At 61.1% G+C, this 20,752-nt stretch carries 22 protein-coding genes; 10 read left to right on the top strand and 12 right to left on the bottom strand.

Annotated elements, in window-relative coordinates:
- Window positions 1-6: 6 nt before the first annotated feature.
- From AQ621_RS15075 to pilG, 5 genes are all read right to left on the bottom strand, one after another.
- Entirely contained in the window at window positions 7-906 is a 900-nt protein-coding gene (locus tag AQ621_RS15075; protein ID WP_058342095.1) for a CheR family methyltransferase, read from the bottom strand.
- Between the two features lie 27 nt (window positions 907-933).
- Window positions 934-3,009, bottom strand: a complete 2,076-nt coding sequence (locus AQ621_RS15070) for a methyl-accepting chemotaxis protein (RefSeq protein WP_058342094.1) — start codon at window positions 3,007-3,009, stop codon at window positions 934-936.
- Window positions 3,010-3,103: 94 nt separating this feature from the next.
- Window positions 3,104-3,649 carry a chemotaxis protein CheW gene (locus AQ621_RS15065; RefSeq protein WP_058342093.1) on the bottom strand — a complete coding sequence of 182 codons (546 nt, stop codon included), beginning with the start codon at window positions 3,647-3,649 and terminating at the stop codon, window positions 3,104-3,106.
- Window positions 3,650-3,669: 20 nt separating this feature from the next.
- Window positions 3,670-4,032, bottom strand: coding sequence for a twitching motility response regulator PilH (pilH, locus tag AQ621_RS15060; protein ID WP_011787171.1), 363 nt, complete (start codon window positions 4,030-4,032; stop codon window positions 3,670-3,672).
- Between the two features lie 34 nt (window positions 4,033-4,066).
- The gene (pilG, locus tag AQ621_RS15055) at window positions 4,067-4,459 is read right to left on the bottom strand and encodes a twitching motility response regulator PilG (RefSeq protein WP_011787170.1); all 393 of its coding nucleotides are present in this window, start codon (window positions 4,457-4,459) and stop codon (window positions 4,067-4,069) included.
- Window positions 4,460-4,775: 316 nt separating this feature from the next.
- On the opposite strand from pilG, the gene gshB reads away from it, so the two are divergent.
- From gshB to AQ621_RS15015, 8 genes are all read left to right on the top strand, one after another.
- Window positions 4,776-5,729, top strand: coding sequence for a glutathione synthase (gene gshB / locus AQ621_RS15050; RefSeq protein ID WP_082641110.1), 954 nt, complete (start codon window positions 4,776-4,778; stop codon window positions 5,727-5,729).
- Window positions 5,730-5,767: 38 nt separating this feature from the next.
- The gene (locus tag AQ621_RS15045; protein ID WP_058342092.1) at window positions 5,768-6,628 is read left to right on the top strand and encodes an energy transducer TonB; all 861 of its coding nucleotides are present in this window, start codon (window positions 5,768-5,770) and stop codon (window positions 6,626-6,628) included.
- Window positions 6,625-7,191 carry a YqgE/AlgH family protein gene (locus tag AQ621_RS15040; RefSeq protein ID WP_058342091.1) on the top strand — a complete coding sequence of 189 codons (567 nt, stop codon included), beginning with the start codon at window positions 6,625-6,627 and terminating at the stop codon, window positions 7,189-7,191. Before AQ621_RS15045 ends, AQ621_RS15040 begins: the two co-directional genes overlap by 4 nt.
- Complete coding sequence (gene ruvX, locus AQ621_RS15035) at window positions 7,184-7,624, top strand: Holliday junction resolvase RuvX (RefSeq protein WP_058342090.1); 441 nt, start codon at window positions 7,184-7,186, stop codon at window positions 7,622-7,624. The genes AQ621_RS15040 and ruvX overlap by 8 nt, the downstream gene beginning before the upstream one ends.
- Window positions 7,625-7,634: 10 nt before the next feature.
- Complete coding sequence (gene pyrR, locus AQ621_RS15030; RefSeq protein WP_058342089.1) at window positions 7,635-8,144, top strand: bifunctional pyr operon transcriptional regulator/uracil phosphoribosyltransferase PyrR; 510 nt, start codon at window positions 7,635-7,637, stop codon at window positions 8,142-8,144.
- Window positions 8,145-8,171: 27 nt separating this feature from the next.
- Window positions 8,172-9,191 (top strand): aspartate carbamoyltransferase catalytic subunit, encoded by a 1,020-nt coding sequence (locus AQ621_RS15025; protein WP_022990368.1) that lies wholly within the window; start codon window positions 8,172-8,174, stop codon window positions 9,189-9,191.
- Complete coding sequence (locus AQ621_RS15020) at window positions 9,188-10,483, top strand: dihydroorotase (RefSeq protein ID WP_058342088.1); 1,296 nt, start codon at window positions 9,188-9,190, stop codon at window positions 10,481-10,483. The genes AQ621_RS15025 and AQ621_RS15020 overlap by 4 nt, the downstream gene beginning before the upstream one ends.
- A gap of 203 nt (window positions 10,484-10,686) precedes the next feature.
- A complete protein-coding gene (locus AQ621_RS15015; protein ID WP_058342087.1) occupies window positions 10,687-11,706 on the top strand; it encodes a putative solute-binding protein in 1,020 nt (339 codons plus the stop codon).
- A 51-nt stretch (window positions 11,707-11,757) separates the two neighbouring features.
- Here the strand turns inward: AQ621_RS15015 and AQ621_RS15010 are convergent, their stop codons facing one another.
- On the bottom strand, window positions 11,758-12,030 hold the full coding sequence (locus tag AQ621_RS15010) for an HU family DNA-binding protein (RefSeq protein WP_058342086.1): 273 nt from the start codon (window positions 12,028-12,030) through the stop codon (window positions 11,758-11,760).
- A gap of 153 nt (window positions 12,031-12,183) precedes the next feature.
- Between AQ621_RS15010 and AQ621_RS15005 the strand changes: the two genes are divergently transcribed.
- Both AQ621_RS15005 and AQ621_RS15000 read left to right on the top strand, forming a co-directional pair.
- Window positions 12,184-13,236, top strand: a complete 1,053-nt coding sequence (locus AQ621_RS15005) for a hypothetical protein (protein ID WP_058342453.1) — start codon at window positions 12,184-12,186, stop codon at window positions 13,234-13,236.
- Window positions 13,237-13,261: 25 nt separating this feature from the next.
- The gene (locus AQ621_RS15000; protein WP_022990387.1) at window positions 13,262-15,328 is read left to right on the top strand and encodes a TRAP transporter large permease subunit; all 2,067 of its coding nucleotides are present in this window, start codon (window positions 13,262-13,264) and stop codon (window positions 15,326-15,328) included.
- Window positions 15,329-15,424: 96 nt separating this feature from the next.
- Here AQ621_RS15000 and AQ621_RS14995 read toward each other — a convergent pair whose 3' ends face one another.
- From AQ621_RS14995 to mutM, 6 genes are all read right to left on the bottom strand, one after another.
- Window positions 15,425-16,960, bottom strand: a complete 1,536-nt coding sequence (locus AQ621_RS14995; protein WP_058342085.1) for a phosphoenolpyruvate carboxykinase — start codon at window positions 16,958-16,960, stop codon at window positions 15,425-15,427.
- Window positions 16,961-17,134: 174 nt separating this feature from the next.
- Window positions 17,135-17,989: an Hsp33 family molecular chaperone HslO gene (gene hslO / locus AQ621_RS14990; RefSeq protein ID WP_022990389.1), complete on the bottom strand. Its 855-nt coding sequence runs from the start codon at window positions 17,987-17,989 to the stop codon at window positions 17,135-17,137.
- A gap of 94 nt (window positions 17,990-18,083) precedes the next feature.
- On the bottom strand, window positions 18,084-18,491 hold the full coding sequence (gene hslR / locus AQ621_RS14985) for a ribosome-associated heat shock protein Hsp15 (RefSeq protein ID WP_058342084.1): 408 nt from the start codon (window positions 18,489-18,491) through the stop codon (window positions 18,084-18,086).
- A gap of 66 nt (window positions 18,492-18,557) precedes the next feature.
- On the bottom strand, window positions 18,558-19,244 hold the full coding sequence (yrfG, locus tag AQ621_RS14980; protein WP_058342083.1) for a GMP/IMP nucleotidase: 687 nt from the start codon (window positions 19,242-19,244) through the stop codon (window positions 18,558-18,560).
- A gap of 87 nt (window positions 19,245-19,331) precedes the next feature.
- Window positions 19,332-19,664 carry a hypothetical protein gene (locus AQ621_RS14975; RefSeq protein ID WP_022990392.1) on the bottom strand — a complete coding sequence of 111 codons (333 nt, stop codon included), beginning with the start codon at window positions 19,662-19,664 and terminating at the stop codon, window positions 19,332-19,334.
- 96 nt (window positions 19,665-19,760) lie between these two features.
- The gene (gene mutM / locus AQ621_RS14970) at window positions 19,761-20,573 is read right to left on the bottom strand and encodes a bifunctional DNA-formamidopyrimidine glycosylase/DNA-(apurinic or apyrimidinic site) lyase (protein ID WP_058342082.1); all 813 of its coding nucleotides are present in this window, start codon (window positions 20,571-20,573) and stop codon (window positions 19,761-19,763) included.
- Window positions 20,574-20,752: the final 179 nt, after the last annotated feature.

Below are 20,752 nucleotides of genomic sequence, written 5' to 3'. Positions count from 1 at the left end.
CTCCGGTTATTCTTCGTCGGGCTGGCGCTTGATCCACGCCAGTACATGTTCCGAGGGAACCCTCTGCAGGCCCGGTGGCTGCCAATCGGTCAGTTCACCCTGGCCAAGCACCAGTAAGCCCCCCGGTGCCAGACGCTCTGCTAGCCTTTTCACAATGTCCCGCCGACGCCAGCGGCGGAAATAAATCAGCAGGTTCTGGCAGAAGATAATGTTCATGCCGTGCATGGGTGCCTTGCCCAGATCCATTACGTTGAGCCTGGTAAAACACACCCGTTCACGGATGCTGTTCACGATTTCTACGGTGTTCCTTTCGGCAGGGCGGAAGTACCTGGCTTTCAGGTCTTCATCCATACCCAGCAACTTGCGGGCGCTGTACTGGCCCAGCCTGGCCTTCTCGATGGCCGGCTGGCTGATGTCCGAACCGGTTACCCCGAACAGGGGCTGCAGAGCCAGCTGGTTCATGCATTCGTTCAGAATCATCGCCAGGGTGTAGGGCTCTTCGCCGGTGGAGCAGCCAACACTCCAGACTTCCAGTGCGCGCTTTCTCAGTTGCTCCCGGGGCCGGGTCAGTACGTAATCGGCCACCAGCCTGAAGGCATCGGCATCCCGGAAAAACCGGGTTTCCTGCACGGTCAGGCGGTCCACCAGTGTGGCCCATTCCCTGATGGCATCCGGGCCGGATACGATTTTCTCGTAGTAGGCCTGGTAGCTGCTGCAGCCGATTTCCCGCATCCGGATTCCCAGGTTGGTTTCCAGGAAGGAGCGGCGGTCGGCCGTCAGGGTCATGCCGGTACGGTGTTCCAGCAGGGTCTGCCACTGGTTGAACTGCGCCTCGTCCATATCCGGAAGCCGGCGCAGTGCCCAGATCCCTTCGGCGGCTGACAGCTGGTTATGCATCTGAGCCATAAACCGTTATCTGCCCCGGGCCGGTGATCAGCTGACCACCGGGATATCGTTGTCCTGCTCTTGTTCCTGGTCGGCCTGGTCTTCATCCGGCAGGGTGAAGCCGGCAACGGAGGACCGCAGCTCGGACGCCATTTCAGCCAGGTTACCGATAGACTTCGCCGTGGCGTTGGTACCGGAGGAGGTCTGCGAGGTGATTTCCTGGATAACGTTCATCGTGTTGGAAATGTGCGCCGCAGAGGACGATTGCTGGCGTGCCGCGTTGGAGATGTTCTGGATCAGCTCCGCCAGGGACATGGATACGTTCTCGATTTCCTCGAGGGCGATACCCGCGTCCTGGGCCAGACGGGCACCACGGACCACCTCGGCGGTGGTGTGTTCCATGGAGATAACCGCTTCGTTGGTGTCAGACTGGATCGTCTTAACCAGCGCTTCAATCTGCTTGGTTGCCGCAGAGGAACGTTCCGCAAGGCGCTGAACTTCGTCCGCAACCACCGCGAAGCCCCGGCCCGCATCACCGGCCATGGAGGCCTGGATTGCCGCGTTCAGGGACAGGATGTTGGTCTGGTCGGCGATGTCGTTGATCAGGGATACGATGTCACCGATTTCCTGGGAGGATTCACCCAGACGCTTGATCCGCTTGGAGGTCTCCTGGATCTGCTCCCGGATGTTGTCCATGCCGCGGATGGTGTTCTGTACCACTTCCGCGCCTTTCTTGGCGATCGCAACCGACCGCTCCGCAACCGCTGAGGATTCCGCAGCGTTGGAAGATACCTGGTCGATGGACACCGCCATCTCGTTAACCGCGGCAGAGGCGCCGGCAATTTCCTGGGCCTGGTGCTCGGACGCATCCGCCAGGTGCATGGCTGTGGCCTGGGTTTCCTGGGCCGCACCGGCTACCCGTACGGCAGTACCCCGGATGGCCTGCACCAGTCCGCGCATCTGGTCGATCGCGTAGTTGATGGAGTCGGCGATGGCACCGGTGAAGTCCTCGGTTACCGTGGCCTCGGTGGTCAGGTCACCATCGGCCAGGTCGGCCAGTTCGTCCAGCAGTCGCAGGATCGCGTTCTGGTTCTGCTCGTTCTGTTCCTGGGTGGTGGCCAGTCGGGACTGGGCATCGCGGTACAGGGCCAGGCCGATGAACACTACAATCGCTACCATGGCCGCCAGGATGAAGAAGGCCAGGGTCGGGCTGACCAGGCGGGAGCCGGACTGGGAGCCAAAGCCGTCAGCCAGTACCGACAGCTCGGCCAGCAGGATTTCGGAGTTCTGGAAGATGTCGCTGGCAGCGGTACGAACCTTGAAGAGGTCGGGAGAGGCTTCAAGAATCGCGTCAACGTTCTGGGAAACGAATTCGAACAGCTCGTCAACCGCTTCCAGGCCGTAGATGGCGTCTTCATCGGCTACCCGGCTGATACCCATGGCCGGGTTACCGTTGAGCTGGCCTTCGAGTACCCGGCCGAACAGGCTGGCGTCGCGGCCGAAACGGTCGGCGGCGATAACGGCGTCTTCGTCACCGGACAGTACGTTGTTAACGGAGCGGACAATACGCTCGGCCAGCAGGGACTGGCGCTGGGCCAGGGAGATCTGCTCGGCGGGTGCGCCGTTATCCAGCAGGATCTGAACGATATCGTCGTATTCCACCTGCAGCTGCGGGATGGTTTCGTTCAGGGTGCGGGCTACTTCGTGCAGGCCCAGTACCGCTTCCCGGGTAGACAGGATGCTGTCAGCGTTTTCGCGAACACTGTTCCAGTGCTGCTGTACACCGCTCTGTTGTGCCAGTTCACTGGCCGGAAGGCCGGTTTCCGGATTGCCTTCGGTAACACTGGTCCAGAGTTGCTGGAACTCGTCCCGGGAGCGACGCAACTGGTCGAACGCTTCGGCGGTACCACCGGCAGCCTCGGTCGCGTTCTTCGCAATCTCCTGGGACAGCACCCGCATTTCTGCAGTGTTGGCAATGTATTGCTGATCGTTCTGGCCGTCCTTGTTGATGATGAACAGCACCACAACGAGCAGGACGGTAAGTGCAATCAGCGCTGCGATCAGGCCGGCAACGAGTTTGTTGCCGCCCTGTCCGGTACTGAGTCTTCCGGCTCTGTTTTTCATTTTCTGGCTCCCGGCCTCTTTCTTCTGGAAATGGCAATTTTGGTGTAGCGGGCTTCAGATGGACAGGGTGATGTGCCTGCCAGTGCCATCACCCTTACCACTGTGCAACATCAAGAAAGCGTTCGTCTTCCACCAGGGTGGCGGCAGAGAATACTTTCCAGATTTCGTCGTTACGTTCGTAGCCGCCGTTCACAAACGGCTGAACGTTTTCGGGCACACCGCTGGTGCTGGCCCTGAAACTGTCTTTTGCGAAATACTGCATACCCAGCACGGTGTCGACCACCAGGCCACTGAACACATCGCCCTGTTCAACCACCAGCACCCGCCGTTCACGGGCATTCCGTGAAGAGCGGGGGATGTCGAAGAAGTTGGCAAGGTCAACCAGCGGCAGTAACCGGCCCCGGACGTTGGCGGCACCCAGCAGGAACGGGCGGACCCCCGGAATGTGGGTAAACCGGGGCACGTGCAGGATTTCTGTGACTTCCCCCATCGGGGCAACGTAGTGCTCGCCGGCCAGGATGAAGCCGATACCGTTCCACAGTTCAACGGCTTCTTCCTGCTCCGGCAGGCCGGCCGCCATGGAACGGCTGCGCCGGGCGATATCCGTCAGAACAGCAAAAGGGGCGGCCTGGGCGGACATGCGAACTCCAAAGTCAGGGATCAGGCAATCAGGCTGTTGATTGTCTTGATCAGGTCGTCTTCGTTAACTGGCTTGACCAGGTAACCCTTGGCACCCTGGCGGGTTCCCCACACCCGGTCAGTTTCCTGATCCTTGGTGGTTACGATCACAACCGGAATAGATGCGGTTTCCGGTGCGCGGGTCAGCTGGCGTGTGGCCTGGAAGCCGTTCAGGCCGGGCATGACCACGTCCATCAGCACCAGGTCCGGAGTTTCCGCGCGGGCCTTGGCTACGCCGTCGGCGCCGTTGTCGGCGGTCAGCACTTCGTGCTTGTGCTTTTCCAGGATGGTGGAGATTTTCTTAACTTCGGTTGGCGAATCGTCAACAATCAGAATGCGGGCCATGGTTTCCTCGATGGTTCTGGGGGTTCAGCAGGTTTTACTGTTCCGCCTGCGGCATGTACTGGCGGATGGTGTTGAGCAGCTCATCCTTGCTGAAGGGTTTGGTCAGATACTGGTCGGAGCCTACGATGCGGCCTTTAGCCTTGTCGAACAGGCCGTCCTTGCTCGAAAGCATGATTACCGGCGTCTTCTTGAAAGAGGAATTGTTCTTGATCAGTGCGCAGGTCTGGTAGCCGTCCAGGCGGGGCATCATGATGTCAACAAAGATGATGTCCGGCTGGGAATCGGCAATCTTGGCCAGAGCGTCAAAGCCGTCAGTGGCAGTGATGACCTCACAGCCGACCTTTTTCAGAAGGGTTTCTGCGGTGCGACGAATGGTTTTGCTGTCGTCGATCACCATGATCTTCAAGTTCTCGAAGTTGTCATCCATTGTCCAACTGCCTTGCGCTCTAGCGACTGTCGTTATTTTCGAACGGGGTTTTAACACAAACATTAAGGTTGATCTATAAACCCCGCACATTTATAGAATATCGATGGCCGGATAAAAAGCATTAGTTTGTGACCAAATGTACTTCTGCCCGCTGCGTCACGGATTGATGTGGCGATTTATCCGGATGCATTTATGGCTCGGGTACAATACCATCTAGGGTTTCAGCATAGCACCTTGCACCGGTTTGCTCTGTATACCGGTTCGTGTTTTTGACGGAGCAACTTCCCGCTCCCCAACCGACTTTCCAGGAGACTCTATGACAATCCGGCTCGGGATCGTGATGGATCCGATCGAGGATATCCATTTCAAGAAAGACAGCTCACTGGCCATGTTGCTGGCGGCTCAGAAACGGGGCTGGGAAATCGAGTACATGGAATTGCCGGATATGTACCTGGCCGGTGGCCAGGCCCGTGCCCATACCCGCAAGCTGACGGTGCATAACGATCCGGAAAACTGGTTCAGCTACGGTGCCGCTGAAGACACGGCACTGGGCGACCTGGATGTGATCCTGATGCGCAAGGATCCCCCGGTCGATCGGGAGTTCCTGATGGCCACCTATATACTGGAAGCGGCGGAACAGCAGGGTGCCCTGGTGGTCAACCCGGCGGCCACCCTGCGGGATTGCAACGAGAAGCTGTTTGCCACCCAGTTCGAGGATCTCACGCCACCCCTGATTGTGACCCGTTCCTCCCAGCGTTTCCGGGATTTCTATGCCGAGCACGGCGACATCATCATGAAGCCGGTAGACGGCATGGGTGGTCGCTCGATCTTCCGCGTTAAAGAAAACGACGCCAACCTGGGTGTGATCATCGAAACCCTGACCAGCTATGGCGCGCACCAGGCCATGGCCCAGAAATTCATTCCGGAAATCACCGACGGTGACAAGCGCATCCTGCTGATTGACGGCGAGCCGGTGCCCTACGCCCTTGCGCGCATTCCTTCGCAAGGCGAGAATCGCGGCAACCTGGCCGCCGGCGGCCGGGGTGAGGGCCGTGAACTGACCGCCAGGGATCGTGAAATCTGTGCCCGGGTGGCACCGGTCATCAAGGCCAAGGGCCTGATGTTTGTGGGCCTGGATGTGATTGGCGACTACCTCACCGAAATCAACGTAACCAGCCCCACCTGCATCCGGGAACTGGACGCTGCCTTCGGCATCGATATTGCCGGTATGTTGCTGGACGCCGTGGAGCGCCGGTTGTCACAGGGCTGAACAGCACCGGTAATGCGGGCACAGAATCAGGATAGGTAATGGCAGTTCAGGTAAGCGATTTCGACCGGTTTTCCTTCACCCTGTTCATGGCGCTGGCGGTTCACGCCATCGTCGTGCTGGGCATTACCTTCGCCCCGGAACCGCCCCGCAGCTCTGCCCAGACCATGGAAATCACCCTGTCGCAGTTTGACGACGAGGAAGCGCCGGAGAAGGCCGACTTCCTGGCCCAGACCAGCCAGAAGGGCAGTGGTACTGAAGAGCAGGCCATGGAAATGACCTCGCCGCAGCCGGCGGAGGTCAGCCAGCCGGAGGTGGCCGAAATCCAGCCGGAGCCGGCAACCACGGCAGAGCCCAATCCGCAGGAAGAGCGGGCCGTGGTGCAGACCGAAAGCGAGGCCCGCCAGCAGGTCCGGCAGCCGGAAACCCGGGAAGATCCGGAGCCGCTGCCCCGGGCCGAGCGCAAAAGCCTGATGGAGCGCAGCCTGGAAATCGCCAGCCTGGAAGCCCGCTTCGACGCCCAGCAGCAGGCCTATGCCCGGCGCCCCAGGGTCATGCGGGTAACCGCGGCGTCCACGCTCAAGTCGGATAATGCCTGGTACGTGCAGAACTGGGTCAGCAAGGTGACCCGGGTCGGCAACATGAACTATCCCAACGAAGCGCGCCGTTCCGGCCTTTATGGTGACCTGCGGATGCTGGTTTCTCTGCGCAAAGATGGCACAATCAAGCAAGTGGCGATTCTCCAGTCGTCCGGCAGCACGGTACTCGATGATGCCGCCATCCGGATTGTGCGCATGGCAGCGCCGTTTGCGCCCTTCCCGGAAGACATGCGCGAGCAGGTCGACGAACTGGAAATCATACGAACCTGGTCGTTCCAGAGGCGGGGGCTGACATCCGGATGACAACCGGCACGGAAACCAAGGCAAGTTTGCGGCACCATTTCCTGGTGGCGTCGCCGTGGCTGGCCGATCCCAATTTTCACGGGGGCGTGATCTACCTGTGCGAGCATTCCTCCGAGGGTGCGCTCGGGCTGATGATCAACCAGCCTCTGGGCATTCACCTGGGTGAAATCCTTGAACAGCTCGATATGCACGGTGGCGAGCTGGACCTGCCGGTATTTACCGGTGGCCCGGTGCAGCCGGAGCGAGGCTTTGTACTGCACTCTCCCGGGCAGCACTGGCAGAACACCGCCACGGTGACGGACGATGTACTGCTGACCACCTCCCGGGACATCCTGGAAGGCATCGGCCGCAACGAAGGGCCGAAAGAGTTTCTGGTAGCGCTGGGTTATTCCGGCTGGGGTGAAGGCCAGCTGGAGGAAGAGCTGGGCAGCAATGCCTGGCTGACCTGCCCGGCCAGCACCGACATCCTGTTCCGCACCCCGGTGGAAAAACGTTACGAGGCGGTGTTGAAACTGATCGGCATAGACCTGAACCAGCTCAGCGATTCGGTGGGCCATGCCTGATACCGGTAACCGCAGAATCCTGGCGTTTGACTTCGGCACCCGCCGCATTGGTGTGGCAAGCGGCCAGGAGCTGCTTGGCACCGGCCAGCCGCTGGCCATGATCCCGGCCCGTGACGGCATTCCGGACTGGCAGCAGGTCGAGAAACTGCTGGCGGAATGGCAGCCGGATATCGTGGTGGTGGGCCTGCCTTTGAATATGGACGACACCGAGAACGACATGTGTGCCCGGGCCCGCAAGTTCGGCAAGCGCCTGCACGGCCGCTACCATGTGCCGGTAGAGATGGTCGATGAGCGGCTGACCAGTTTCGAAGCCAAGGGTGATGTGATGGCCGCCGGCGGTAGCCGGGATTTCGGCCGCCACGGGGTGGACGACCGGGCTGCCGTACTGATTCTGGAAACCTGGTGCCGGGAGCAGACCGGCAAACCTGACTGACGAGGCATTAATGACCGCATTGCTTGATATCAACCAGCTGCTGGATGAACTGGAAGCCGGCCTGCGCCGGATTCTGGCAGAGCGTGGCGTCGACAACCCGGCGCTGATCGGCATCCGTACCGGCGGCGTGTGGCTGGCGGATGTGATGAGCAAGCGCCTGGGCCTGGCCGAACCCTACGGCGAGCTGGATATTTCCTTCTACCGGGACGATTTCAGCCGCATTGGCCTGAACCCCAGGGTAGCGCCTTCCAGCCTGCCGTTCGATACCGAAGGCCGCGACATCATCCTGATTGATGACGTGATCATGAGTGGTCGAACCATACGGGCAGCCATGAACGAGATCTTCGATTACGGCCGTCCGGCAAGTATCATACTGGCCACACTGATAGACCTGGGCGCCCGGGAATTGCCGGTGCAGCCGGATGTCACCGGCAAGGCACTTGCGCTGGACGCCCACCAGCGAGTAAAACTGCGCGGCCCTGATCCGCTGCGCATTGAATTCCAGGAAACCGGGCAGTAATACTCCCCACCAGACAACAGGCGAGCCATGACCGCGAACGACCCCTCCCCGAACCACTTGCAGCTGACCCGGGACGGTCAGTTGCGGCATTTCCTCACCCTGGATGGCCTGGGCCGCGAACTGCTTACGGACATCCTCGACACTGCCGACTCGTTCATTGAAGTAGGCGAGCGACGGATCAAGAAAGTGCCCCTGCTGCGGGGCCGCACGGTGGTTAATCTGTTCTTCGAATCCAGTACCCGCACCCGCAGCACCTTCGAGCTGGCGGCCAAGCGGTTGTCCGCTGATGTGCTGAACCTGGATATCAATACCTCCGCCACCTCCAAGGGCGAGTCCCTGTCTGACACCCTGCTCAACCTGGAAGCCATGGCCAGCGACATGTTTGTGGTGCGCCATTCCCAGAGCGGCGCGCCGCACTTTATTGCCGAAAGCGTGACCCCGGGCGTGGCCATCATCAACGCCGGCGACGGCCGCCATGCCCATCCGACCCAGGCCATGCTCGACATGCTGACCATTCGCCAGCACAAGGGTAGCTTCGAAGGCCTGAAAGTGGCCATCGTTGGCGATGTGCTGCACTCCCGGGTGGCCCGTTCCCAGATCCGTGCCCTGAACGTACTGGGCGCCGGGGAAGTGCGGGTGATTGCACCGGGTACCCTGCTGCCCAGAGACGTGGAAGACCTGGGCTGCACCGTGGAATACGACATGGCCCGGGGCATGCAAGACCTGGACGTGGTGATCATGCTGCGGCTGCAGAAAGAACGTATGGAAGGGGCGCTGCTGCCCAGCGAGCGGGAGTTCTACCGGCTGTACGGACTGAACCAGGACAAGCTTGCACTGGCAAAGCCGGACTGCATTGTGATGCACCCGGGGCCCATCAACCGGGGCGTCGAGATTGAATCAGCGGTGGCCGACGGCCCGCAATCGGTCATCCTCAACCAGGTGACCAACGGTATCGCCATCCGCATGGCGGTGATGTCCATGGCCATGGGCGGCCAGGTGGCCGAACGACAGCAGAAACACAGTGATCACGAGGGAGCCCGGGCATGAGCCACCAGCAGAATGACAGTCTGAAAATTACCGGTGGCACCCTGTTCGACGGTTCCGGCACCGAAACTGACAACCCCGGCCTGCTGGTTCGCAATGGCAGGATCGAGGCCCTCGGCAGCGCTGCGGTAAGTGCCAGCGCGGACCGGGAGTTTGATGCCAGTGGCTGCGTAATCGCGCCGGGCTTTATTGATCTGTGCTGCAACCTGCGGGAGCCGGGCAATGGCCAGAAGGGCAACATCGCCTCGGAAACCCGGGCCGCGGCCCATGGTGGCTTCACCACCGTGTGTGCCTCGCCGGAAACCTCGCCGGTTAACGACTCCAGTGCGGTAACCCACCTGATCCGCGAAGGCGCAGACTCGCGCGGCTCGGTCCGGGTACTGCCGGTGGGCGCCATCACCCGGGGCCTCGACGGTGAAATGCTGAGTGACATGGCGGGCCTGAAGAATGCCGGTTGTGTGGCGGTGGGCAATGGTTCCCGGGGTGTGCGCAATGCCCGGATCCTGCGCCGTTGCATGGCCTATGCCCAGACCTTCGGCCTGACCGTGATGTTCAGCCCGGAAAACCAGGCCCTGGCGGCTGACGGTTATTCCCACGATGGCCAGGTGGCTACCCGCTTGGGTCTGCTGGGTATTCCGGAAGTGGCGGAAACCGCGGCGGTGATGGAAATGCTGCTGCTGGCGGAAGAAACCGGTGTGAAACTGCACCTGAGCCAGCTGTCCTCGGGCCGGAGTGTGCAAATGCTGGCGGATGCCCGCAAGCGCGGGATTCAGGTCACGGCCGACGTGGCCATGCACCAGTTGTGTTTCACTGAAGAGGCCCTGGCCGGTTTTGACAGCCGTTTCCACGTGCGCCCGCCGCTGCGCTCCGAAGCCGACCGGCAGGCGCTGGTGGCCGGTGTTCGGGATGGCGTGATCGATGCCATTGTCAGCCAGCACCAGCCCCACGACAGCGCTGCCAAGCAGGCACCGCTGCCGGCTACCGAGCCGGGACTGTCCAGCATCGAAAGCGTGCTGTCGCTGGGCCTTGAGCTGGTCGCCCGGGGCGAGCTGGAGCGCGCCCGGCTGCTGAGCGCGCTGACCGCCGGCCCGGCCTCGGTGCTGGGTCGAAACGCGCGGCTGGCGGAAGGTGAGGCGGCAGACCTGTGCGTGTTCGCGCCGGAGCAGTCGTGGCAGCCGTCAGTGCAGACCCTGGTCTCCGCCGGCCGGCATGCGCCGGTACTGGACCGCGAATTGCCTGGCCGGGTCCGGCTCACGCTGGTGGCCGGTAGAACAGCCTGGGCTGCCCCTGCCTGACCCGCCTGTCCTGAAAGTGCGGCAGAGGTTGTCCGGCCTCTGTCGACACTGTCACAGAATCCCTCCTGTTGCTGAAAAACCCTTGATAACAGGCACCCGAGCCAACGTATCCTATGGGGTGACCCCTTATGGTTGTCCCAGGACACGAGCTGCGGCTGCCTGACTGCAGCGCGCGCCAGAGAATAATAATCAGGAGTGAACCCGTGAAGTTATCCAGTCTTTCCCGCCGGGTGGTGGTGGCTGCTGCCCTGAGCGCCAGCCTTGTTGTTCCCGCCCTTGCCCATGCCCAGTCCGAGATTATCGAACGCAGCTTCTGTGTGTTTGACCCGGTGGGTGCCAATGGCCCCCTGTTTGCCATTACCAAGGAGTTTCAGCCGGTTGCCCTGCAACAGGGCATCAAGCTTGACCTGCGCGCCTACACCGATGAAAAGGTAGCGGCCGAGGATTTCAAGGCCGGCCAGTGCGATGCCGTGCTGCTCACCGGCACCCGCGCCCGGGAGTTCAACAAGTTCACCGGCAGCCTTGAAGCTATGGGTGCCGTGCCGGGCGAAGAGGAAATGCGCCTGCTGTACAACACCCTGAGCCAGCCCAAGGCGCGCCCCTTCCTGGTGGATGGTCCCTACGAAGTGGCCGGCGTGTTCCCCGGTGGTGCCATATATCTGCACACCCGTGACCGCAACGTCGATTCAGTAGAGAAGCTGCAGGGCAAGCGAATCGCCACCCTGGACTATGACTCCGCGTCTGTGCGCATGGTGCGCCACGTAGGTGCTTCCGTGGTGGGCTCGAACTCCGCCAACTTTGCCGGCAAATTCAATAACGGCAGCGTCGACCTGGCCTATGCCCCGGCCGTAGCTTACCAGCCCCTGGAACTGTACAAGGGCGTGGGTGAAAAGGGCGGCGTGTTCAAGTATGCGCTGGCGTATATGAACTTCCAGGTGATCATCCACCGGGACCGGTTCCCGGATGAAGCGGGCCAGATGGTGCGGGACCAGGCCATCAAGCGGCTGGATGAAGCCTACGCGATCATCGCCGAAGCCGAGTCCGGTATTCCGGATAACGTATGGATGCACCCGCCGGCAAAAGACGTAGCCGAGTACGACAAGATGCTGCGCCAGGTTCGCTTATCGCTGCTGGAAGACGGAGTGTATGACGAGCGTGCGATCAAGCTGATGAAGGCGATCCGGTGCCGGGTAGACGGTGCCCGTTCGGAATGTGCGTCCTGATCAGCCAGGGCAGGGAAGGTAACAGGCCCGCATAGCTGCGGGCCTTGCCGGTCAGCGGATGGCGTCTTTCAGGGCTTTGCCGGCCTTGAAGCCAACGGTCTTGCTGGCCGGAATTTCAATGCTGGCCCCGGTCTGCGGGTTGCGGCCGGTGCGGGCTTCCCGCTTGCGGACATTGAAAGTGCCGAAGCCGATCAGGGTAACGTCATCACCCTTGGCTGTGGCGGCGGAAATCTGGCTGGTAAAGGCACTGATAACGTCGCTGGCTTTTTCGCGGGTAAGGCCGGTCTGGTCGGCAATCGCGGCAGCTAGTTCAGGTTTACGCATCGAAAACTCCTGTTCTTGGTTCTGTTTGTTGTTTTTTGCTCCAGACCGCCGACCGTGCCGGCGGTTGAAGCAATCTATAGTGGCTTCGGGGCCAATGTGCAAACCCCGGCGTGTAACGATATGTTCGAAAAAATAAAAAAGGACACGAATGTTATGAAAGACTTCCGGACCTCCCTGGCCTGTGGCAAACGCCTGCGCGGCTTTGCTGCAGCGGTTGCGGCCAGCGTCGCCCTGAGTGGCTGTGGCGTGGTGAACCACATGATCTACAAGACCACCGGCGATGTAATGCAGGGGTTTTCCCGGAACCATACCGTGCCCTACCTGATGGAATCTGAAGACCTGGCCATGGGCTGTGCCATGAGCGAGGCCACGGCGCCGCTGCTGATGTCGTTCGGCCGGGTGACCAGCGAGCCGGACCAGCTGGCGGTGATGCTGTATCTGTCGTCCGGCAGCTGCGCCGAAGAGCAGGCCATGGAGCATGAGCTGGCAGGCCTTGCAGCCATGCACGGCATGGATGGAACGGCCGCTGAAGATGCCTTTATCCGCCAGAAGCGCGCCCATACCCTCGCGGCCAAGCGCTATCACCGAGCCTGGCAGCACCACAACGCCTACTATGGAAACCCGGAAGAAACCGAGTGCCCGGATTTTGACGATGACATGGACGAATTCATCTACATGGCCGGCTTGCTGTCCGGACTGCAGGCCCTGAATGCCCAGATCCAGGCTACTTCTTCAATCGGCGTGCCCTTTAACACCGGCTCTGTGGTGGGGCGGGCTACCCAGTGCCTGGATAACAAGAAGTGGTGGGGTGCCCCCATGGGCCTGAGGGCAACTGTCTGGGCCATGATTCCCGGGACCAGGCCCGAGGGTGAAGTTCCGCTGGAGCGACTGGCCATTGCCAGCGAACAGGGCAAGCAGGCCGGCGTGCGCCTTGGCCACGTGTTCCAGGCCATTGCCGCGGGCAACAAGGGTGACGAAGCCCTGGTGAAGGCGGTTATCCGTGACCACGCCGAGTCCCTGAAAAACGACGACGCCAACGAGGAGTGGCGCTTTGTCGATGCCATGGCCACCAACATGCTGGTGGCTATGTCTGACCGGCTCTGGGTAGAAAATACCGGCCACCGCACCCCGATGGGGCAGTTCGGCAGCTTCTGGGATGACCAGCAGGCGCCGACCGAAACCATGGATCTGGATGATCTGTTGTAACCCCCAATTCCCGGAGTAGGTAGTTATGGCCCCGAGTGGTTTTCGTCGTACCGGGCTGGAATGGTTTTCCTCCTTGCCGGCTTGCCTGTTGCTGCTGGCAGTGGTGCTGTTCTCCACCAGCAGTGATATTCACAACCAGATGCTCCGGGGCGGGGAGCAGCTCTGGAGCGGCTACTACAAGCTCCGGATGGATCCGGCCAAGCCGGAGTGTGATGCCAACCGGGATATCGAGGCCGCGGTGGCCGAGGAAATGGCCAGGGAAGCCCCGGCGGATGATCCCATGGCCGCCTTGCTGGGCACCGTGGAAAAAGACCCGGCCGATGTGCGCCTGGCGATTGAGCGTTCGGTAGCGGATTGCCGCTCGGCCCACGCCAGCTATGAGTCGTTACAGGGCCAGCTGACTGCCGGGGTAAAGGCCTACCGCGCCGTTGAGCTGTTTGTGGCTGACCTGATTGCCTTCGGGCTCAGTGCCCAGCGCTACATACTGGTGATCCTGGTGATGCTCTGTGCCGTCACCGCAACCCTGACCCGCCACCATATTGCCATGCGGGCCATGGAAACCCGCCTCGACTACACCGTCTCCCTGACCCTGCAAACCATCGCCAATGCCATGTTGCTGGGTTCCAGCCTGATTTTCCGGCAATCCACCCTGGCCAGCAGTACCGCAGTGTCGGGCGAGGAGTTGTTGCTGCACAACTTCTGGATCATCGGCTTTGGCTGCCTCACCCTGGCCAGCCTGTACCGTCTGTTCCGGGTGCCGGATGGCCTGTCCGCCGGCGGCAGCCTGGGCCAGGCCTTCCTGTCGGTACCGCTCTACACGGTGATGTGCCTGATTTCCGGCACTTATTTCGCGATGATTGGCCACTCCTCGGGCATCGGTATTTACCTGGGCAAGATGATGGAGCTGGCCGACATGTTCCTGAACGTGGGGTTGTACGTTTGGGTGGGCATGATGCTCAAGCAGACCCGGCTGGCGACACTGGTGTTCAACGTGTTCCGGCCCTGGCGCATGCCGCCGGAGCTGCTGGCCGTCGTTGCCGTGCTGGTGGCAGCAGTGCCCACGGCCTATACCGGCGCCTCGGGTATTTTCGTGATCGCCGCCGGTGCGGTGATCTACAGCGAGCTGCGGGCGGCCGGTGCCCGGCGCCACTTAGCACTGGCGGCCACGGCGATGTCCGGCTCCCTGGGTGTGGTGCTGCGCCCCTGCCTGCTGGTGGTGGTGATTGCCTACCTGAACCGGGAAGTGACCACCGACGAACTCTTCGGCTGGGGCATCTGGGTGTTTGTGCTGACGGCGACCATGTTCAGCCTGGTGGCGGTTACGGTGAACCGCCAGAGCCAGTTCAACCTGGCCCCGGTGACCGATGCCATGCCGGCCTCGGTGCTGGCCTTGCGGCCGCTGGTGCCCTATGTGCTGGTGATCATTGCCGTGGTGCTGTTCTATCGCCTGGCGCTGGATGTGAAGATGGATGAATTCTCCGCACCGCGCCTGCTGCCGGTAATCATGCTGGCCATCCTGGTGTACGAACACTTCAGTCGCAAACGCCGGCAGGACGATACGGCCGGCGACACGGATTATCAGGGCCTGGAAACCAGCATTCGGGGTGCTACCAACGACACCACCGCCGAAATCGGTGCCTTGCTGTTGTTACTGGGGCTGTCCGTGAGTATTGGCGGGGTGATCGAACGCTCCCATATCATGGAAGCCTTCCCGCAGGCGTTCGACAGTGCCTGGTCTGCCATGTTGCTGATGGTGGTGATCCTGGTGATTCTGGGAATGATCATGGATGCCTTCGGTGCCGTGATCCTGGTGACCGCCACGGTGGCAACCATTGCCTACTCCAGTGGTATTCATCCGGTGCACTTCTGGATGGTGACCCTGGTGGCGTTCGAGCTGGGCTACCTGAGCCCGCCGGTGGCCCTGAACCACCTGCTCACCCGGCAGGTGGTGGGCGAAGCGGAAGTGCTGGCGGCGCAGCAGGAAGGCGGTACTTTCTACCAGCGCCATGAACGCATCATCATGCCGCTGATTGCCATGGGGATCTCGCTGGTACTGGTGGCGTTTGTGCCGCTGCTGTTCTACGCGAACTGAGCATAGTGGCCGCTTCCGGCGGCCTGGCTCAAAAGCCACCGATACAAAAAAAGCGCCGTGCTTTCGCAGGGCGCTTTTTTTTCAGGCCGGTGAAACTCAGGCGAGTTTCGGGCCGGCTTCGACGATGGTGTCTGCCACGTCGAACTTCTTGAAGTTCTCTACGAACTGGCCAATCAGCTCCTGGGCCTTGCCGTCGTAGTACTCCGGGCTGGTCCAGGTGTTGCGCGGGTTCAGCAGTTCGGTCTCGACACCCGGGATGTGCTTGGGCACGTCCAGGTTCAGGGCGTCCAGGTGCTCGGTTTCCACGTCGTCCAGGTCGCCGTTCTGGATGGCAGCGATGATGGCACGGGTGGTCGGGATGCTGAAGCGCTTGCCTTCACCGTAAGGACCGCCGGTCCAGCCGGTGTTGACCAGGAATACCTTGCTGCCGAACTCGTCAATACGCTTCATCAGCAGCTCGGCGTAAACGCCGGCCGGGCGCGGGAAGAAGGGTGCGCCAAAGCAGGTAGAGAAGGTGGACTTGAGCTTGGAGGAAGAGCCCATTTCGGTAGAACCCACCAGCGCGGTGTAACCACTCAGGAAGTGGTACGCAGCGGCTTCGCGGCTCAGTACCGATACCGGAGGCAGAACGCCGGTCATGTCGCAGGTCAGGAAGATGATGTGCGACGGCTCACCGGCACGGTTCTCGATCACGCGCTTCTCGACGTGCTCCAGCGGGTAGGCGCAGCGGGAGTTTTCGGTCAGGGAAACGTCGGTGTAATCCGGCTCGCGGGTTTCCGGGTCGATCGTCACGTTCTCGACGATGGCGCCGAAACGGATGGCGTCCCAGATGATCGGTTCGTTCTTCTGGCTCAGATCGATACACTTGGCGTAGCAACCGCCTTCGATGTTGAAGACAGTGCCGGGGCCCCAGCCGTGCTCGTCGTCACCGATCAGGTAGCGGTGCGGATCGGCAGACAGGGTGGTCTTGCCGGTGCCGGACAGGCCGAAGAACAGGCAGGTTTCGCCGGTTTCGCTCACGTTGGCAGAGCAGTGCATCGGCAGTACGTCTTTCTCCGGCAGCAGAAAGTTCTGCACAGAGAACATGGCTTTCTTCATCTCACCGGCGTAGTGCATACCGGCCAGCAGCACCTTGCGCTTGGCAAAGTTGAGGATAACGCAGCCGTTGGAGTTGGTGCCGTCACGTTCGGGCACGCACTCGAAGTTGGCGGCGTTGAGGATCTGCCATTCCTGCTTGTCGGCCGGGTTGTAGGCGTCCGGGCGGATAAACAGGTTGCGGCCGAACAGGTTCTGCCAGGCAGTTTCGGTGGTCATTTTCACCGGCAGGTAGTGCTCGGGGTCAGAGCCAACGTGTACGTGAGAGACAAACTGGTCTTTTTCAGCGATGTAGGCTTCAACACGGTCCCACAGGGCGTCGAACTTGTCGGCGTCGAACGGGCGGTTGATCGGGCCCCAGTGGATGTCGTCGGAGGTGCTGGGTTCCTCAACGATAAAACGGTCCATGGGAGACCGGCCGGTGCGCTCGCCGGTGGTAACCACCAGGGAACCGTTTGCCGCAAGCTGGCCTTCCTGCCGCGCCAGTGCTACTTCAACCAGTCTTGCTGTACTCAGATCACTATAAGTGTTGCTCACTTCGACCTCGCCCTCGGGATGTCTTCGTGATTGCCCAGTCCTTGCCCCCGAACACTGGCGGAATTCTGAACAATCGGGTCAATTCAGGCGCGCTATTATGCCAGAGACGCCGATAAAAAACGACTGCCCTGAAAGCCGCGCCACTGGCGGCTTCCGGGCAATGTTAAAGAGTTGTCAGTGTAGCGTATGACCGGTGAAAAGGTGATCAATGTCATTTCTATTGAAGCGATAGTTTGCGTGGCAGAACTGGCAGTCCATGTCGATGCTGCCCTGTTCGTCGAGAATGCTGTAGCACTCTTCCTTGCCGATCGATTCGAGCGCCGCCAGGGTGCGTTCGCGGGAACAGCTGCAGCGGAACTCCACCGGCTCCGGCTCGTACAGGCGCACGGTTTCTTCGTGGAACAGGCGGTGCAGCAGGGTTTCACTGTCCAGTTTCAGCAGCTCTTCCGCTTCTACGGTGCGCGCCAGGTGGTTTACCCGGTTCCACAGGTCATCGTCTTCCTCGGTGTGGCCGGGAAGGCGCTGCAGCAGCAGGCCGGCAGCGGTATCGCCATCGGCAAACAGGAACAGGCTGGTGGCAATCTGCTCGGAGCGCTCGAAGTATTCTTCCAGGCAGCCGGCCAGGTTGTCTGCTTCCCGGGGGACCACGCCCTGGTAGCGCTGGCCCTTTTCCGGGGTAATGGTAATTGCCATCCGGCTCTGGCCCAGCAGCTCGTGCAGGGTCTCGCCGCTCATGGCCTGTTCGTCAAAGCGGGCCAGGCCGCGGATCTTGCGGTCGTGGCTGCATTCGGCCATCAGTGTGCGCAGGGCGCCTTCACCGGCTGCCTGCAGTGACAGGGTGCCCTCGAACTTCAGGGTGCTGCTCATTAATACGCTGGCTACCAGGGATTCGCCCAGCAGCTGGCGTACGGAATCCGGGTACGGGGCCTGGTTGATGATTTCACGGAAGCTGTCGCCCAGTTGTACCCAGGCTCCCCGCACCTGGCTGTGCTCGAAGATAAAACGCTGGAACTGATCCTGGGAAGCCATGATGTCTCCTGAAACTGTCTGTTGATTCACTGGTGATGCCTGTAAGGATGTAAGTTGCGGTGCAATGCCTGAAACCAGGCTGGGTGAGCCGGTTCTAAAGGCCGTTCTGGTCCCGGAAACGCTGGATATCCCGGCGGTCTTTCTTGCTCGGGCGCCGGGCCGGTGGCAGCTGGGCGGCCTGCATGGTCTTACGCTGCCAGGCCAGGTCTTCGCGTTTTTTTACGCTGTCGTCGGTTTCGTGGTACAGCTTCTGCGCTTCCGGTGCGCCCCGGCGCCGGTCACTGATGTCGTCCACCACCACAATTTTTTCCTGCCAGCCCAGACGCAGGGAGACCCTGGCGCCGGTTTCCACGATCTTGCCGGGCTTGGTGCGCTGGCTGTTGTAGTGCACCTTGCCGCCCTCAATGGCTTCTTTTGCCAGCGCGCGGGTTTTGTAGAAGCGCGCGGCCCAGAGCCACTTGTCGAGCCTTACTTTCGGGTCGTCGGTGTTTGTTGCTGCCATATCTCCCCACCTGGCAGGCCAGGTTGTCCTGACCTATGGATAACTGTGCGGATTATAACCGGCCTGTCATTGCGATGGCAGTGGCGGGCGGGCTTGCAGCGTTGGCAGGACCTCGTCGAAGTGACGAATGCCCGGTATTTCCGGGTGCCCGGTCGCCGGGGCCTGGGTGCTGTCCGGTGCCAGGATCGCGAGGCACTGGCCGATACCGGCATCCCGGGCACTTTCCAGTACCGGGAAGCTGTCGTCCACCATCAGGGTGCGCTCCTGGCGGTAGGGAATCCGCCTGGCCAGGTCGCTCCAGAACGCCCGGTCTTCCTTGGGTTTGCCCAGTTCATGGCTGGATACGATGGCATCCACGTGGCGGTCCAGTCCGGTGCGGCTGAGTTTCAGTGCCAGGGGGTCCGGGTGGCAGTTGGTAACGATCACCGAGTGCAGGCCGGCCTTGCGCAGGGAGGCGAGAAAATCCGGCACGTGGGGACGGTAGCCGATGCGGTCACTGACCTCCGATTTCAGCTGGTTGATATCAACCGACAGCCGTTCGCTCCAGTAGTCGGTGCAATACCAGTTGAGGGAACCGCGCTCGGCCATGATCATGGCCAGCAGCTGGTCTTTGGCCTGTTGCGGGTGCAGGTCGTATTGTTCGGCATAGCGCCGGGGCAGGTGTTCGAGCCAGAAGTGCGAGTCGAAGTGCAGATCCAGCAGTGTTCCGTCCATATCCAGGAACACGGTATCGAGGGTTGACCAATCCACCATAAACAAAAACAGCCTGAAGAATTTGCTTCAGGCTGCCTCAGTTTCCGGCCTCTGGCAAGCCGGGATTCTACGGACGAATGCCCGGGATCAGTCTTCGGACTGCTCCACGGTTTCCGCCTTGCGGCCACTGCGGGAGCAGCCCAGGCAGCGTACAAAGGTGGCCTTGGCCGGGCCGACAACCAGGACTTCGCCAGCTTCACCGGCATTACCGCCCAGGGCAGAGAACGGCAGAGAGACCAGATACACCGCGCTGCCCACGATGGTGGTGGCCAGCAGAACCGGGCGCAGAAGCACGGCGTCGGTGGTCATGGCCAGCGCCGACGGGCTTTCGTCAATCGCCCTGGCATGGCCCAGAGAAGAAAAGGCGAGCAGACAGGCTGCAACCGTGGCCATCAGGGTGCGGGAAATCTTGCGGGTCATCGTTATTCTCTCCTGTTAATACTCTGTTAACTATGAATCATATTGCCCCAATTTCAAACGATTTTTCGATATCCGGTTGGCAACTCTGGCGGTTGGCTAGCGCTGGCAGCGGGGGCAATAGACAGTGCTGCGGTTGTTCATGCGGATCTCTTTCAGGGTGGTGGCACATTCGGGGCAGGGGGTGCCGCCGCGACCGTACACCAGCAGGGACTGGGCAAAGTAACCGGGTTTGCCGTCGCTGTTCACAAAGTCGCGCAGGGTGGTGCCGCCCATCAGAATGGCAGCGCTCAGGGTTTCGCGAATGGCTTCAGCCAGTTTGTGGTAACGGTCCAGGGAAATGCGGCCGGCTTTCCGTTTCGGGTGGATGCCGGCTTTGAACAGGGCTTCATTGGCGTAGATGTTGCCCACGCCGACCACAATGTGGTTGTCCATAATGAAAGACTTGATGGGCGCTTGCTTGCCCCGGGACAGCCGGAACAACCAGGGCCCGTTGAATGTATCTGACAGGGGCTCCGGCCCCAGGTCCCGGATCAGCGGGTGTTCGGAGCAGTCATCGGCCCAGAGCCAGCAGCCGAAGCGGCGGGGGTCGTTGAAGCGCAGGGTGCGGCCGTTGCCCAGGGCAATCTCCACATGGTCGTGGGTGGCGGCGGGGCTGTCGTCGGTAATCACCCGCAGGCTGCCGGACATACCCAGGTGGACAATCACGGTGCCGGCATCCAGGTGCAGGAACAGGTACTTGGCCCGGCGGTCCACTGCCCGGATAACCTGGTTCAGCAGTTTCTCGGGCAGGTCATCCGGTACGGGCCAGCGCAGGTTGGGGTTGCGGATTAATACCCCGGTCACAGTCTGGCCTTCACAATGGGGTGCAATGCCCTGACGGGTGGTTTCAACTTCCGGTAACTCAGGCACGGGGCCTCCGCGGATAACAGGTTTCTCGGCCGCCAAGTGTAATCAGTAACAAAAATGGCGCCAAACCCGGTTGTTGTTGCGTACAAGTGTACGCTAAAGTGACGAGGTAACTTCCCCTTCGAGTACCAGCGAAAACCTCCGCAGTATCGCCTTGTCGAAGTTGATTGATTTTTGAGGAT

Origin of the sequence: Marinobacter sp. P4B1 (assembly GCF_001447135.1) — a bacterium.
GTDB classification, from domain to species: domain Bacteria; phylum Pseudomonadota; class Gammaproteobacteria; order Pseudomonadales; family Oleiphilaceae; genus Marinobacter; species Marinobacter vinifirmus.
This window is presented reverse-complemented; position numbering and strand designations above follow the sequence as displayed.

Excerpts from the sequence above, each read along its gene's own strand:
- AQ621_RS15005 (WP_058342453.1), top strand. The coding sequence starts at position 12,184 with ATGAAAGACTTCCGGACCTCCCTGGCCTGTGGCAAACGCCTGCGCGGC.
- AQ621_RS15010 (WP_058342086.1), bottom strand. The coding sequence starts at position 12,030 with ATGCGTAAACCTGAACTAGCTGCCGCGATTGCCGACCAGACCGGCCTT.
- AQ621_RS15040 (WP_058342091.1), top strand. The coding sequence starts at position 6,625 with ATGACAACCGGCACGGAAACCAAGGCAAGTTTGCGGCACCATTTCCTG.
- ruvX (WP_058342090.1), top strand. The coding sequence starts at position 7,184 with ATGCCTGATACCGGTAACCGCAGAATCCTGGCGTTTGACTTCGGCACC.
- AQ621_RS15065 (WP_058342093.1), bottom strand. The coding sequence starts at position 3,649 with ATGTCCGCCCAGGCCGCCCCTTTTGCTGTTCTGACGGATATCGCCCGG.
- AQ621_RS15075 (WP_058342095.1), bottom strand. The coding sequence starts at position 906 with ATGGCTCAGATGCATAACCAGCTGTCAGCCGCCGAAGGGATCTGGGCA.
- AQ621_RS15070 (WP_058342094.1), bottom strand. The coding sequence starts at position 3,009 with ATGAAAAACAGAGCCGGAAGACTCAGTACCGGACAGGGCGGCAACAAA.
- pilG (WP_011787170.1), bottom strand. The coding sequence starts at position 4,459 with ATGGATGACAACTTCGAGAACTTGAAGATCATGGTGATCGACGACAGC.
- hslO (WP_022990389.1), bottom strand. The coding sequence starts at position 17,989 with ATGGCTTCCCAGGATCAGTTCCAGCGTTTTATCTTCGAGCACAGCCAG.
- AQ621_RS15045 (WP_058342092.1), top strand. The coding sequence starts at position 5,768 with ATGGCAGTTCAGGTAAGCGATTTCGACCGGTTTTCCTTCACCCTGTTC.
- AQ621_RS15000 (WP_022990387.1), top strand. The coding sequence starts at position 13,262 with ATGGCCCCGAGTGGTTTTCGTCGTACCGGGCTGGAATGGTTTTCCTCC.
- gshB (WP_082641110.1), top strand. The coding sequence starts at position 4,776 with ATGACAATCCGGCTCGGGATCGTGATGGATCCGATCGAGGATATCCAT.
- AQ621_RS14975 (WP_022990392.1), bottom strand. The coding sequence starts at position 19,664 with ATGACCCGCAAGATTTCCCGCACCCTGATGGCCACGGTTGCAGCCTGT.
- AQ621_RS15020 (WP_058342088.1), top strand. The coding sequence starts at position 9,188 with ATGAGCCACCAGCAGAATGACAGTCTGAAAATTACCGGTGGCACCCTG.
- pilH (WP_011787171.1), bottom strand. The coding sequence starts at position 4,032 with ATGGCCCGCATTCTGATTGTTGACGATTCGCCAACCGAAGTTAAGAAA.
- pyrR (WP_058342089.1), top strand. The coding sequence starts at position 7,635 with ATGACCGCATTGCTTGATATCAACCAGCTGCTGGATGAACTGGAAGCC.
- yrfG (WP_058342083.1), bottom strand. The coding sequence starts at position 19,244 with ATGGTGGATTGGTCAACCCTCGATACCGTGTTCCTGGATATGGACGGA.
- AQ621_RS15025 (WP_022990368.1), top strand. The coding sequence starts at position 8,172 with ATGACCGCGAACGACCCCTCCCCGAACCACTTGCAGCTGACCCGGGAC.
- hslR (WP_058342084.1), bottom strand. The coding sequence starts at position 18,491 with ATGGCAGCAACAAACACCGACGACCCGAAAGTAAGGCTCGACAAGTGG.